The sequence below is a fragment of the Pseudomonas sp. ArH3a genome, assembly GCF_022648765.1.
Taxonomy (GTDB): domain Bacteria; phylum Pseudomonadota; class Gammaproteobacteria; order Pseudomonadales; family Pseudomonadaceae; genus Aquipseudomonas.
The window spans coordinates 352,803-366,029 of the sequence record NZ_CP080330.1 but is presented as its reverse complement, the minus strand read 5'-3'; the positions used below and the strand labels follow the sequence as shown (position 1 = coordinate 366,029).

The window sequence follows — 13,227 nt, the reverse complement described above, 5'->3', positions numbered from 1 at the left end:
AAAACAGGATAAGCCTCTCATCATCTGATTACACAGCGAAAGCTGGCTGAAAGCTTCCACGTCTAGGATCGCCCCACTGCCGGCAACAGACCGGCTGCTAACAACAACAATGGTGATTCCTGATGTCCGCTCGTAACCGCCTGTCCGCCCCCATTCCAACCGTACGCTACGTGCCTTTCGTACTGCGCTGACCCCACTCGGTTCGCCATTTCCTAGCCGCGCTACGCCTGGAGTATTCCTATGCTGACCTTCCTTGGCTTTGCCATGGTCATCACGTTCATGTTCCTGATCATGACCAAGCGCCTGTCTGCGCTGATTGCCTTGATCATCGTGCCGATCCTGTTCGCCCTGTTTGGTGGTTTTGCACCCGAAATCGGCCCAATGATGCTTGCGGGCATCACCAAACTTGCGCCGACCGGCGTGATGCTGATGTTCGCCATTCTTTACTTTGCCCTGATGATCGACTCCGGCCTGTTCGACCCGGCCGTGCGCAAGATCCTCAAGATGGTCAAGGGCGACCCGCTGAAAGTGTCGGTCGGCACCGCCGTGCTGGCTCTGGTGGTGTCCCTCGACGGTGACGGCGCCACCACCTACATGATCTGCGTCGCCGCCATGCTGCCGCTGTATCAGCGCATCGGCATGAGCCCGCGGATCATGGCCGGCCTGATCATCCTCGCCGGCGGCGTGATGAACATGACCCCGTGGGGTGGCCCCACCGCCCGCGCCGCCAGTGCGCTGCATGTGGACCCCTCAGATATTTTCGTACCGATGATCCCGGCCATGGCCGCCGGCGTGGTGGCGATCCTGGTGATCGCCTACATGTACGGCAAGCGCGAACGTGCGCGCCTGGGTGAACTGCACCTGCAAGGTGATGAAATCGACCACAGCGAGATCAGCGTTTCGCAATTCCCGGACGCCCGCCGTCCGAAGCTGATCTGGTTCAACGGTGCCCTGACCTTCGCCCTGATGTGCACCCTGATCGCCGGCCTCTTGCCGCTGCCGGTGCTGTTCATGGTGGCGTTCAGTATTGCGATGATCGTCAACTACCCGTGCCTGCAACAGCAGAAAGACCGCGTCGCCGCCCACGCAGGCAGCGTACTGGCGGTGGTGGGGCTGATCTTCGCCGCCGGTATCTTCACGGGCATCCTGTCGGGCACCGGCATGGTCGACGCCATGTCCAAAAGCCTGCTGGCGGTCATTCCGGAAGCCATGGGCCCTTACCTGGCGGTGATCACCGCGCTGGTCAGCATGCCATTTACCTTCTTCATGTCCAACGATGCGTTCTACTACGGCGTACTGCCCGTACTCGCCGAAGCCGCCAGCCACTACGGCATCACTGCCGTGGAAATGGCCCGCGCGTCCATCGTCGGCCAACCCGTGCATTTGCTCAGCCCGCTGGTACCCTCGACGTACCTGCTGGTAGCCCTGGCCGGTATCGAATTTGGCGACCACCAACGCTTTACCCTCAAGTGGGCAGTGCTGGTATGCCTTTGCATAATGTTCGCTGCTTTGCTGATGGGGATTTTTCCGCTGTTCAGCACTCTATAGTCGTACCCGCTCACCCGCGCGGCGCTGCAGCTTGCGCGGTTTAACATTTGCTTAAAGGAATACACATGGAATGGCTGACCAATCCGGAAATCTGGATTGCCTTTTTCACCCTGACGGCCCTCGAGATCGTCCTGGGCATCGATAACATCATCATGATTTCGATCCTGGTCAGCCGCATGCCCAAGCATATGCAGGCGCGCACTCGGATCTTCGGCCTGGCCCTGGCCATGGTCACGCGAATCCTGTTGCTGCTGTCGATCACCTGGGTCATGCAACTGACCGCCGACCTGTTCGTGGTCTTCGGCCAAGGCATTTCCGGTCGCGACCTGATCCTGTTCTTCGGTGGCCTGTTCCTGCTGTGGAAAAGCTCCCAGGAGATGTACCACGCGCTGGAAGGTGAAGATGAAACCCACGACGAACCAGGCGGCAAGGGTGGCAAATTCATCTACACCATCATCCAGATCGCGATCATCGACATCGTGTTCTCCCTGGACTCGGTGATCACTGCGGTCGGCATGGTTTCCCACGTGCCCGTCATGATCGCGGCGATCGTGGTGGCCGTACTGGTGATGATGCTGGCGGCTGGCACCATCAGCGAATTCATCGACAAGCACCCGTCGCTGAAAATGCTCGCACTGTCGTTCCTGCTGGTCGTGGGTACGGTGTTGATCGCCGAATCCTTCGGTGTGCACGTGCCAAAAGGCTACGTCTACTTCGCCATGGCGTTCTCGCTGGCGGTGGAAGCGGTCAACATCAAGATGCGCACCGCCATCGCGAAAAACAGGAAACAACAGGATCCGGTGAAACTGCGCAAGGACATTCCGGGTCAATAACACACACCCGCTGCTGAAATGGGGCGTTCGCGCCCCATGATCATTCCCACGCTCTGCGTGGGTATGTCGCCTACGGAGACGCTCCGCGTCCTACCCTCAACGCGACGCAGAGCGTCACAGGATGCATTTCCACGCAGAGCGTGGGAACGATCTTCATGACAGTTTTATTTCAAACCCTACTTTAGCTATGCGATGCTGGCGCGCAGCCCATTCGCCAACTACAGCTTAAGTACAAGACGTAGAGCGGCACGCGGCAATTCTTATTTGCTCTTTTTGAGCTAAACCACACGGGGGGCCGAGCATGCTGACCTTGCTCAATCTGCTTTCCGCCGTGACCCTGCTTATCTGGGGCACGCACATCGTTCGTACCGGCATCTTGCGGGTCTACGGTTCCAACTTGCGCCAAGTCATCGGGCAGAACATGTCCAAGCGCTGGCTGGCGTTTATCGCCGGTATCCTGGTGACGGCCATGGTGCAGAGCAGCAACGCCACGGCGATGCTGGTCACCTCATTTGTAGGCCAAGGCCTGATGGGGCTGATGCCCGCCCTGGCGACCATGCTCGGCGCCGACGTCGGTACGGCGTTGATGGCGAGGGTGCTGACGTTTGACCTGTCCTGGCTGTCGCCGCTGCTGATCTTTCTGGGGGTGATTTTCTTCCTGTCGCGCAAACAGACGCGGGCCGGGCAGATGGGCCGCGTCGGGATCGGCCTGGGCCTGATCATTCTGGCCCTGCAGTTGATCGTCGAAGCCGCCGGGCCGATTACCCATGCCCAAGGCGTCAAAGTGCTGTTCGCCTCGCTGACCGGCGACATCTTGTTGGATGCCTTGGTCGGCGCACTCTTCGCCATGATTTCCTACTCCAGCCTGGCCGCCGTGTTGCTCACGGCAACCCTGGCCGGCGCCGGCGTGATCGGCCTGCACGTGGCGATCGGTCTGGTGATCGGCGCCAATATCGGCAGTGGCGTGCTGGCTTTCCTCAGCACCAGCATGCAGAACGCAGCCGGTCGGCAAGTGGCACTGGGCAGCCTGCTGTACAAACTGATTGGCTTGCTGTTGATCATTCCGGTACTCGACCCGCTTGTCGGCTGGATGGACGGTCTGGACTACAGCGCCCAAGGCATGGTCATTACCTTCCACCTGCTCTACAACGTCAGCCGCTGTCTGATCCTGTTGCCGACCATCGGGCCGATGTCACGCCTGTGCGCCTGGTTGCTGCCGGAACAAGCCGAGACCAACGGCAAAGCCAAACCACGCCACCTCGACCTTGCGGCACTCGCCACCCCAAGCCTGGCCCTCGCCAACGCTGCCCGCGAAACCCTGCGCCTGGGTGACCTGATCGACAACATGCTCACCGCGATGCTCGAAGTGTTACGCGGCAAGCAGACCGCCATCACCCAGGAAATGCGCAGCCTCAGTGATGACGTCGAGGCGCTGTACAGCGCGATCAAACTTTACTTGGCGCAAATGCCCCGCGAAGACCTCAGCGAACAAGACAGCCGCCGTTGGGCCGAGATCATCGAACTGTCGATCAACCTGAAACTGGCCGGTGACCTAATCGAACGCATGCTGCGCAAGGTCCAGCAGCAGAAAACCTCGCAGCGCCGGCAGTTCTCCGAAGTGGGCCTGGAAGAGCTGGCGGGCCTGCATACTCAGCTGATTGCCAACCTGCGCCTGGGCCTGTCGGTGTTCCTCAGCGCCGACCCGGAAAGCGCCCGCCAATTGCTGCGCGAGAAGCGCCGCTTCCGCGCACAGGAACGGCGTCTGGCGCACGCGCATGTCAGCCGTCTGCAACGCAAAATCGTACAGAGCCTGGAAACCAGCTCCTTGCACCTGGAGCTGATTGCCGACATGAAACGCCTCAACTCGCTATTCTGCAGCAGCGCCTATGTGGTGCTCGAAACATCCGACACCGGCGCGCTCTCCGCCGAAGATATCGCCGACATCACCCATTCACCCTGAACGTAAGACGGCGAGTGAAGTCAGTTAACAGTGGACCCCACTCGCCAGGAAGCTGTTATGCGTCGCCTGTTATTCGTCTGCCTGCTCATGGGCTCTGCACACGCCTTCGCTTTTGACCGCTTGCAAGTCGAGGGCTACACCTTGCCCAACGGCCTGCAATTGCTGCTCAAGCCGGGCACCGAACGCGGGCACGTGGCCATCCGCTTGGTGGTAGGCGTAGGCCTGGATGACTTCCCCTGCGAAGAAAAGGAGCTGCCGCACCTGCTCGAACACTTGTTGTTCAGTGGCATCGACGGCGGTGGCGAAGGCGACCTCGAAGACCGCATGCAGGCCTTGGGCGGCGAGTGGAACGCCTACACCAGCAACGCCGACACCACCTTTGTGATCGAAGCCCCGGCGCAGAACCAGCGCAAGGTGCTCGACCTGCTGCTGGCGATCCTCACCCGCTCCGAGCTGACCGACGCCAACATCAACGCGGCAAAGCAAGTGGTCGAACGCGAAGACGGCGGCCATTACTCACACCTGCAACGCCTGCTCGACCGCCAGGACCTCGGCCACACCGCCAGCAACCAATTGGCTGTTGAATTGGGCCTCAAATGCGCCGAACGCGCCGAGGTCGACCACCTGACCCGCGATCAGCTGCAGACCCTGCGCAAAAACTGGTACGCGCCCAATAACATGACGCTGATCATCGTCGGCGACCTCGACAAGCTGTTGCCGGCTTACCTGGAACGCACCTACGGCCAACTTGATCCCATCGAACCGAGCGAGCATTTGCCGCTACCGCAAATCCAGCACGCCGCCGCCAGCCACCGTGACCTGATCCACGGCTGGGTCGGTGACAGCGCCAAACTGCACTGGCTGTTCCCCGAACCGGTGCTGGACGACCAGCACGATGAAACTTACGACTTGCTCAAGGACTACCTCGACTGGGCGCTGTACCGCCAACTGCGCCTCAAGCACGGTTTGTCCTACGGGCCATGGAGCGAGCGCGAAGTGCTCGGCGGCGTCGGTTTCCTCAGCCTGAATGCCGACCTCGAGCGGGATAACCTGCCCGAAGCCGAACAAGTGCTGCAGGACCTCAAGGCGCAACTGCTCAAGGACGGTCTCGACGCAACGACATTCGTGCGCCTGCAGCAAGCCGCCATCGCGCGCCAAGCCTGGGCCGTGCAGGGCAACAGCGCGTTGGCCGATTATTACTGGAGTGCCTCCGGCGACTACGCCGACGGCCACTTCAGCGACCCAGTCAAACGCATCAAGGCCGTGAACCTGAAACAGGCCAACCAGGCCATGCGCCAGGTTTTCGAGCAGCCGGGCTATTGGCGCATCGAAAAACCACTGCTGAGCTACGACAGCCTGACCTGGATCGGCGCCGGCGTGCTCGGGTTAATCGCGATTGTGCTGGGCGGCTTGCGGCTTTATCGCAAACGGACCGCGCAATGAGGCACCGAACACAGGGCTAAGACGTTATTCTGTCTGGGTTTTTTCCTACATACACTGTGAACCGCCCATGCCAAACCTGCCGCCCCTTATCCAGCGCATCCTCGTACTGATCAAGCGCTACCCTGGGGTGATTGCGCTCGGCGGCTTTATCTCGGGCGTGTGCAGTTTCATCTTGGTGGACCGTCAGCAAGGCATGGCCAGCTGGATCGCGGTGATCATGCTGGTGAGCTGGCTGTGGCTGATGCTGGAAAACAGCTTTACCCGGCTGTTCACCAAAGTCTTCAACCGGGAAATCCCCGAGCCGCTGCTGCGCTACGCCACCCAGATGATCCACCAGGAAAGCCTGTTCTTTGTGCTGCCGTTCTTTTTTGTCACCACCGCCTGGAACAGCGGCCAATCGGTGTTCACCGGCCTGCTCGGCGCGGCGGCGCTGGTGTCGATCACCGACCCGCTGTACTACAAGTGGCTGGCGCCGAAACGCTCGCTGTTCCTGGCGCTGCACACTCTGACCCTGTTCGCCGCGCTGCTCACCGCGTTGCCGATCATCCTGCACCTGACGACCGCAGAGAGCTACAAATTGGCGCTGGGCGTAGCCATGGCGCTGTCGATCCCGAGCCTGGCCGCAAGCCTGCCGCTGCGCAGTATCAAAGGCTGGGCGATGCTACTGGGCGTGACGGCCGCCATTGGTTGCGCGGGTTGGTTCCTGCGCAGCTGGGTGCCGCCCGCCACGTTATGGATGACCGAAGTGGCAATCAGCACGCAGCTGCAAGACCGCACGCCCGGTGACGACCTCAAGGAAGTCAGCGCCGCCCAATTGCGCAGCGGCGGGCTGTACGCCTACACCGCAATCAACGCACCGCGCGGGCTGGACGAGCGGATTTACCACGTGTGGAAATTCAACGGCCAAGAGGTCGACCGCATCGCCTTGGATATCCACGGCGGGCGCAAGGAAGGCTACCGCGCCTGGACCCACAAGCAGAACTTCCCCGCCGATGCGGTAGGCCGCTGGCAAGTGCGAGTGCTGACGGAAGACGGCCAGGTCATCGGTGTGCTGCGCTTCAAAGTCACTGACACAGCACAAACGGACAACCCAAAGTAGGTTGTATCGTGCTATTACGTAGGGATTCTGGATAGCCAAACAAGCTCGGAGCTTATGACCACCCGTACAACAGCCGGCGCAGCCCACCTGGATACTTCTTCCGCCCCCCCGTTACTCAGGATTACGGGGGACTGGACGCTTGCCCACTACGCAAACCTGAAGAAGCTGTCGGACACGCTCGACGGCCAATACGACGCCGGCGCGCGCATCGACCTAAATGGCTTGGGCGCCCTGGACACCGCCGGCGCGTCGCTGCTGGTGGAGCTGCTGGGCCCGGAGCGTATCGAGCAGTCCGCCGAGCAAACCGATTGCAGCTTGTCTGCCGCCGACCGCGCGCTGCTCAAGACTGTCTACCGCTCACTCAATGATTTCTGCGTACCGACCAAAGAGCCGGAAGAGGCGACCGGCATCCAAGTGTTGGCGCGCATCGGCCGCGCCGTAGATACCGTGTGGCAAGACGGCATGAAGCTGCTCGGCTTCATCGGCCTGATCCTCGAAACCTTCGCCCGTGGCATGTTCCGCCCCAAGCGCTGGCGTCTCACACCGATGGTCGCGCACATCGAACAAACCGGCCTGGATGCCGCGCCCATTGTGGCGTTGCTGACCTTCTTGGTCGGCGCGGTGGTGGCGTTTCTCGGCGCCACGGTGCTCAAGAGTTTTGGGGCGACCATCTTCACCGTGGACCTGGTGGCGTTCTCGTTCCTGCGGGAGTTCGGCGTACTGCTCACCGCCATCCTGATCGCCGGCCGCACCGCCAGCGCCTTTACCGCACAAATCGGTTCGATGAAGGCCAACGAAGAAATCGACGCGATCCGCACCCTGGGCCTGGACCCGATGGAGCTGCTGGTACTGCCACGGGTGATGGCGCTGCTGGTGTCGCTGCCGATGCTGACGTTCCTGGCGATGCTCTCGGGGATTGTCGGCGGCGGTGTGGTGTGCGCCTTGGCCTTGGATATTTCCCCGGCGATGTTCCTCTCGCTGCTGCAATCGGACATTGGTGTGCAGCATTTCCTGGTCGGTATGGTGAAAGCGCCGATCTTCGCCTTCCTGATTGCCGCGATTGGCTGCCTCGAAGGCTTCAAGGTCAGCGGCAGCGCCGAGTCGGTCGGCGCCCACACCACCTCCAGCGTGGTGCAATCGATCTTTGTGGTGATCGTGCTGGATGCCGTCGCCGCGCTGTTCTTTATGGAGATGGGCTGGTGAGTCGTCTACACCGTGCGCCCACTGAGGCGGTGATCGAAGTGCGCGGCCTGTGCAACCGCTTTGGCAGCCAGAGCGTGCATGAAAACCTCGACCTGGAGTTGTATAAAGGCGAGATCCTGGCAGTGGTCGGCGGCTCCGGCAGCGGCAAGTCGGTGTTGCTGCGCAGCATCGTCGGCCTGCGCCGCCCCAGCGAAGGCGAAGTGCGGGTGTTCGGCAAGAACCTGCCAAGCCTGTCCGAACATGAGCGCTCACTGGTGGAACGGCGCTTCGGCGTGCTGTTCCAGAAAGGCGCGCTGTTTTCCTCGCTGACCGTCACCGAGAACGTCGCGCTGCCATTGATCGAACACGCCGGCCTCAGCCGCGCCGATGCCGAACACCTGGCTGCGGTCAAGCTTGCCCTTGCGGGGTTGCCGCTGTCGGCGGCGGACAAGTACCCATCGTCACTCTCCGGCGGCATGATCAAGCGCGCGGCCTTGGCGCGGGCGTTGGCCTTGGACCCGGACATCCTGTTTCTCGACGAACCCACCGCCGGCCTCGACCCGATTGGCGCCGCGCAATTCGACCAACTGATCCTGACCCTGCGCGATGCGCTGGGCTTGAGTGTGTTCCTGGTCACCCACGACCTGGACACGCTGTACACCATCACCGACCGCGTGGCGGTGCTGGCGCAGAAAAAAGTGCTGGTGGCCGATGCCATCGATGTCGTCTCGGAAACGGACGACGCCTGGATTCACGAATACTTCCACGGCCCCCGGGGCCGCGCGGCATTGAATGCCGCTCAATCGCTCAACGAGGTATGACATGGAAACCCGAGCCCATCATGTGATGATCGGTCTGTTCAGCGTGATCGTGGTAGTCGGCGCGATGCTGTTTGGCCTGTGGCTGGCCAAGTCCAGCGTCGATAGCGCCTTTCAGGACTATGAAGTGGTGTTCAACGAGGCCGTCAGCGGCCTGTCCCAGGGCAGTTCGGTACAGTACAGCGGGATCAAGGTCGGCGATGTGATCAGCCTGCGCCTGGACCCCAAAGACCCGCGCCGTGTACTCGCACGCATCCGCCTGTCCGGGCAGACGCCGATCAAGGAAGACACCCAGGCCAAGCTGGCCCTGACCGGCATCACCGGCACCTCGATCATCCAGCTCAGCGGCGGCACACCGCAAAGCCCGGAGCTCAAGGGCAAAGACGGCAACCTGCCAGAAATCATCGCCTCGCCCTCGCCGATCGCACGCCTGCTCAATAACAGCAACGACCTGATGACCAGCATTAACCTGCTGCTGCACAACGCCAACCACATGTTCTCCCGCGAGAACGTCGAGCGTCTGAGCAACACGTTGGACAACCTGCAGCAAACCACCGGCGCCATCGCCGAGCAGCGCGGCGACATCAAAGTGGTGATGCAGCAATTGATGCAGGTGAGCAAACAGGCGACTGCCGCCCTGGAGCAAACCACCGTGCTGATGCGCAACGCCAACGGCTTGCTCAACGAACAAGGCAAGCAAGCCTTCGGCAGCGCCGAGCAAGCGATGAAATCCCTCGAGCAAAGTACCGCGACCATCAACACCTTGCTGACCAACAACAAGGACTCAGTGAACAGCGGCATGCAAGGCCTCAACGAACTGGCGCCGGCCGTGCGCGAGCTGCGCGAAACCCTGGGTTCGCTGCGCGCCATCTCTCGCCGCCTGGAAGCCAACCCCAGCGGTTACCTGCTGGGCAGCGACAAGAATAAGGAGTTCACGCCATGAAGCGCGCTTACCAACTGATCGCCCCCGTGGCCCTCGCGCTGATCAGCGCGTGCTCGATCCTGCCCAAGGCCGACCCCTCCGACGTGTACCGCCTGGCTTCGGCCCAGACAGTCTCCCAAGGCACACCGGTCAGCTGGTCGTTGCGCGTGTCCAAGCCGCAGAGCAGCGAATTCCTCGACAGCCCGCGCATTGCCGTGGTGCCCAATGGCAACCTGATCAGCAGCTACGCGAACTCACGCTGGAGCGACCCGACGCCGGTGTTGCTGCGCAATCGCTTTATGGACGGCTTCCAGCGCGATGGGCGCGTGACGCTGCTGAGCACCGACGAGACGAACCTGCAGGCCGACTATGAGCTCGGCGGGCAGTTGCAGGCGTTTCAGAGTGAGTATCGCGCCAGTGCGGTGGACGTGGTGATCCGCCTGGATGCGCGGTTGGTGCGCGGGAGTGATCAGCGGATTATCGCCAGCCGGCGGTTTGAGGTGCGCCAGCCGGTGGGTGACACCAAGGTGCCGGCCGTAGTGGCTGCGTTTGGGCAGGCGGGGGATCAGTTGAATAAGCAGGTGGTGGATTGGGTGGTGCAGCAGGGCAATACTGCTGCGAAACGCTGAGGGCCTCATCGCAGGCAAGCCAGCTCCCACATTTTGATGTGTAAATACATTCAAACAGGTGGGAGCTGGCTTGCCTGCGATAGCAATCTAAGCCTCAACCAAAGAACCAGTAGCACACCGAAATCGCCGCCACGACGCCAGCAAACTCAGCCAGTAACGCACATCCCACGGCATGCCGTGCCCGCTGGATCCCCACCGAGCCAAAGTACACCGCCAACACATAGAAGGTGGTCTCCGTACTGCCTTGGATCGTCGCCGCCACCAACGCCGGGAAGCTGTCCACGCCCTGGGTCTGCATGGTCTCGATCAGCATGGCCCGCGCGGCACTGCCGGAGAACGGCTTGACCATCGCGGTCGGCAACGCGTCGACAAAACGCGTGTCCATGCCCGTCCAGGCCACCACGTGGCGAATGCCTTCCAGGCCAAAGTCCAAGGCGCCGGATGCGCGCAACACGCCCACCGCGCAGAGCATCGCCACCAGATACGGCAGCAGGTTCTTGGCAACGTCGAAGCCCTCTTTGGCGCCTTCGACAAACGCTTCGTACACCTTGACCTTACGCAGCGCACCAATCACTAGAAACAACATGATCAGGCCGAACAGCGTCAGGTTGCCGAGGATCGAAGACAAGCCGGCCAACGCCGTGGCGGACAAGGTCGCCAACAGCGCCATAAAGCCACCGAGGATCAGCGCGCCGGGAATCAGGTAAGCCAGCACCACCGGGTCCCACAGCCGCAGGCGCTGCATTACCGCCACCGAGAGCAGACCCACCAAGCTCGAAGCGCTGGTAGCCAGCAGGATTGGCAGGAACACCAGCGTCGGGTCGACGGCGCCTTGCTGAGCGCGGTACATGAAGATGGTCACCGGCAACAGCGTCAGCGAAGACGCGTTGAGCACCAGGAACAGAATCTGCGCGTTACTCGCGGTGTTGGGGATGGGGTTGAGTTCCTGCAGCGCCTTCATGGCTTTCAGGCCGATAGGCGTGGCGGCGTTGTCCAGGCCCAGGCCATTGGCGGCGAAGTTAAGGGTGATCAAGCCAATGGCGGGGTGGCCGGCCGGCACTTCCGGCATCAGGCGGCGAAACAGTGGGCCCAGAGCCTTGGCCAGCCAGTCGACGATCCCGGCTTTTTCGGCAATGCGCAAGAAGCCCAGCCACAAGGTCAGGGTGCCGAACAGCAGCACCATCACTTCCACCGACAATTTGGCCATGGCGAAAATGCTTTCCACCATTGCCGCAAAAATCCCGGCATTACCGCCAATCAGCCATTGCGCCAGTGCTGACACCATTGCCACGACAAAAAAGCCAAGCCACAGGCCATTGAGCATCAGTTAAATCCCCCGAAAGATGGGCGAATGATAGCGGGGCTGGCAGAAACGACAAACCCCGGATTTCCCGGGGTTTGTCTCAAAGCAGTCGTGCTATCAGCCGCGGGTAGCTTGCGCGGTTGGCGAAGCTGGCTTGCTGCGCCAGTGCGGCAGGGAGTTCCAGTAGCGCTCGCCCTTGGCGTCGTCGTACATGCCTTCCCAGCGAGAGATGACCAGTACGGCCAACGCGTTGCCGATCACGTTCAAGGCGGTACGCGCCATGTCCATGATGCGGTCGACACCGGCGATGAACGCCAGGCCTTCCAGCGGGATACCCACGCTGCCCAAGGTGGCCAGCAGCACCACGAAGGACACGCCCGGTACGCCAGCGATGCCTTTGGAGGTGACCATCAGGGTCAGCACCAGCATCAGTTGCTGGCCGATCGACAGGTCGATGCCGTACAGCTGGGCGATAAAGATAGCGGCGATGCTCTGGTACAGCGTCGAACCGTCGAGGTTGAACGAGTAGCCGGTCGGCACCACGAAGCTGCAAATGGCTTTTGGCGCGCCGTAGGCTTCCATCTTCTCGATCACACGCGGCAGCACGGTCTCGGAGCTGGCGGTGGAGTAAGCCAGGACCAGCTCGTCTTTGAAGATGCGTATCAGCTTAAGGATCGAGAAGCCGAACAGGCGCGCGATCAAGCCCAACACTACAAACGCGAAGAACAGGATGGCGACGTAAACCAGGATCACCAGCTTGGCCAGCGGCAGCAAGGAGGCGAAGCCGAAGTTGGCGACGGTCACCGCGATCAGGGCAAATACGCCGATGGGGGCGTACTTCATGATCATGTGGGTGACTTTGAACATGCTCTCGGACACGCCCTGGAACATGGTTACCAGCGGCTCGCGCAGTTCCGGCTTGAGGCTCGACAAGCCCAAGCCGAACAGTACCGAGAAGAAGATGATCGGCAGCATATCGCCACGGGCGACGGCGGCGAAAATGTTCGAGGGAATCAGGTTGAGGATGGTCTCGATGAACGCATGCTCATGCTGCACTTCGGCGGCAGTGGCCGTGTACTTGGAGATATCGACGGTACCCAGGGTACTCATGTCGATGCCGGCACCTGGGTGGAACAGGTTGGCGAGCAACAGGCCGACCACGATAGCGATGGTGGTGACCACTTCGAAGTAAAGGATGGTTTTGACGCCGATTCGACCGAGCTTCTTCGCGTCACCCACACCGGCGATGCCGACGATCAGCGAGGAAATCACAATCGGGATCACGATCATCTTGATCAGGCGGATAAAGATATCGCCCGCCGGCTGCAACACATTGCTGATCCACCAGGCTTTTTCAGCACTGAAATGGTTGAGCACTGCACCGATTGCGATCCCCAACACCAAACCGATGAGGATCTGCCAGGCGAGGCTTAGCTTTGCCTTCTTCATGTCATTACCCTTACTTCAAGTGGACTTAAGGCAAATGCGCC

At 61.2% G+C, this 13,227-nt stretch carries 11 protein-coding genes; 9 read left to right on the top strand and 2 right to left on the bottom strand.

What is annotated here, in order from left to right:
- Positions 1 to 240 precede the first annotated feature (240 nt).
- The 9 genes from K0P33_RS01695 (at position 241) to K0P33_RS01655 (ending at position 10,434) form a co-directional block, all read left to right on the top strand.
- Positions 241 to 1,548 (top strand): CitMHS family transporter, encoded by a 1,308-nt coding sequence (locus K0P33_RS01695; RefSeq protein ID WP_094949649.1) that lies wholly within the window; start codon positions 241 to 243, stop codon positions 1,546 to 1,548.
- A 65-nt stretch (positions 1,549 to 1,613) separates the two neighbouring features.
- On the top strand, positions 1,614 to 2,381 hold the full coding sequence (locus K0P33_RS01690) for a TerC family protein (RefSeq protein WP_094949650.1): 768 nt from the start codon (positions 1,614 to 1,616) through the stop codon (positions 2,379 to 2,381).
- A gap of 301 nt (positions 2,382 to 2,682) precedes the next feature.
- Entirely contained in the window at positions 2,683 to 4,341 is a 1,659-nt protein-coding gene (locus K0P33_RS01685) for a Na/Pi cotransporter family protein (RefSeq protein ID WP_094949651.1), read from the top strand.
- A gap of 57 nt (positions 4,342 to 4,398) precedes the next feature.
- A complete protein-coding gene (locus K0P33_RS01680; protein ID WP_242153724.1) occupies positions 4,399 to 5,784 on the top strand; it encodes a pitrilysin family protein in 1,386 nt (461 codons plus the stop codon).
- Positions 5,785 to 5,851: 67 nt separating this feature from the next.
- Positions 5,852 to 6,883 (top strand): DUF5924 family protein, encoded by a 1,032-nt coding sequence (locus K0P33_RS01675; protein ID WP_094949653.1) that lies wholly within the window; start codon positions 5,852 to 5,854, stop codon positions 6,881 to 6,883.
- Between the two features lie 54 nt (positions 6,884 to 6,937).
- A complete protein-coding gene (locus K0P33_RS01670; protein ID WP_242153722.1) occupies positions 6,938 to 8,086 on the top strand; it encodes an ABC transporter permease in 1,149 nt (382 codons plus the stop codon).
- The gene (locus K0P33_RS01665) at positions 8,083 to 8,886 is read left to right on the top strand and encodes an ABC transporter ATP-binding protein (RefSeq protein ID WP_094949655.1); all 804 of its coding nucleotides are present in this window, start codon (positions 8,083 to 8,085) and stop codon (positions 8,884 to 8,886) included. Before K0P33_RS01670 ends, K0P33_RS01665 begins: the two co-directional genes overlap by 4 nt.
- A 1-nt stretch (position 8,887) precedes the next feature.
- Positions 8,888 to 9,826, top strand: a complete 939-nt coding sequence (locus K0P33_RS01660) for an MlaD family protein (RefSeq protein ID WP_094949656.1) — start codon at positions 8,888 to 8,890, stop codon at positions 9,824 to 9,826.
- On the top strand, positions 9,823 to 10,434 hold the full coding sequence (locus tag K0P33_RS01655; protein WP_242153720.1) for an ABC-type transport auxiliary lipoprotein family protein: 612 nt from the start codon (positions 9,823 to 9,825) through the stop codon (positions 10,432 to 10,434). The genes K0P33_RS01660 and K0P33_RS01655 overlap by 4 nt, the downstream gene beginning before the upstream one ends.
- A 94-nt stretch (positions 10,435 to 10,528) precedes the next feature.
- Here K0P33_RS01655 and K0P33_RS01650 read toward each other — a convergent pair whose 3' ends face one another.
- Both K0P33_RS01650 and gltP read right to left on the bottom strand, forming a co-directional pair.
- Positions 10,529 to 11,758 carry a spore maturation protein gene (locus K0P33_RS01650; protein ID WP_094949658.1) on the bottom strand — a complete coding sequence of 410 codons (1,230 nt, stop codon included), beginning with the start codon at positions 11,756 to 11,758 and terminating at the stop codon, positions 10,529 to 10,531.
- A 96-nt stretch (positions 11,759 to 11,854) separates the two neighbouring features.
- Positions 11,855 to 13,186 (bottom strand): glutamate/aspartate:proton symporter GltP, encoded by a 1,332-nt coding sequence (gene gltP / locus K0P33_RS01645; RefSeq protein WP_094949659.1) that lies wholly within the window; start codon positions 13,184 to 13,186, stop codon positions 11,855 to 11,857.
- Positions 13,187 to 13,227 lie beyond the last annotated feature (41 nt).

Excerpts from the sequence above, each read along its gene's own strand:
- K0P33_RS01695 (WP_094949649.1), top strand. The coding sequence starts at position 241 with ATGCTGACCTTCCTTGGCTTTGCCATGGTCATCACGTTCATGTTCCTG.
- K0P33_RS01690 (WP_094949650.1), top strand. The coding sequence starts at position 1,614 with ATGGAATGGCTGACCAATCCGGAAATCTGGATTGCCTTTTTCACCCTG.
- K0P33_RS01685 (WP_094949651.1), top strand. The coding sequence starts at position 2,683 with ATGCTGACCTTGCTCAATCTGCTTTCCGCCGTGACCCTGCTTATCTGG.
- K0P33_RS01680 (WP_242153724.1), top strand. The coding sequence starts at position 4,399 with ATGCGTCGCCTGTTATTCGTCTGCCTGCTCATGGGCTCTGCACACGCC.
- K0P33_RS01675 (WP_094949653.1), top strand. The coding sequence starts at position 5,852 with ATGCCAAACCTGCCGCCCCTTATCCAGCGCATCCTCGTACTGATCAAG.
- K0P33_RS01670 (WP_242153722.1), top strand. The coding sequence starts at position 6,938 with ATGACCACCCGTACAACAGCCGGCGCAGCCCACCTGGATACTTCTTCC.
- K0P33_RS01660 (WP_094949656.1), top strand. The coding sequence starts at position 8,888 with ATGGAAACCCGAGCCCATCATGTGATGATCGGTCTGTTCAGCGTGATC.
- K0P33_RS01655 (WP_242153720.1), top strand. The coding sequence starts at position 9,823 with ATGAAGCGCGCTTACCAACTGATCGCCCCCGTGGCCCTCGCGCTGATC.
- K0P33_RS01650 (WP_094949658.1), bottom strand. The coding sequence starts at position 11,758 with ATGCTCAATGGCCTGTGGCTTGGCTTTTTTGTCGTGGCAATGGTGTCA.
- gltP (WP_094949659.1), bottom strand. The coding sequence starts at position 13,186 with ATGAAGAAGGCAAAGCTAAGCCTCGCCTGGCAGATCCTCATCGGTTTG.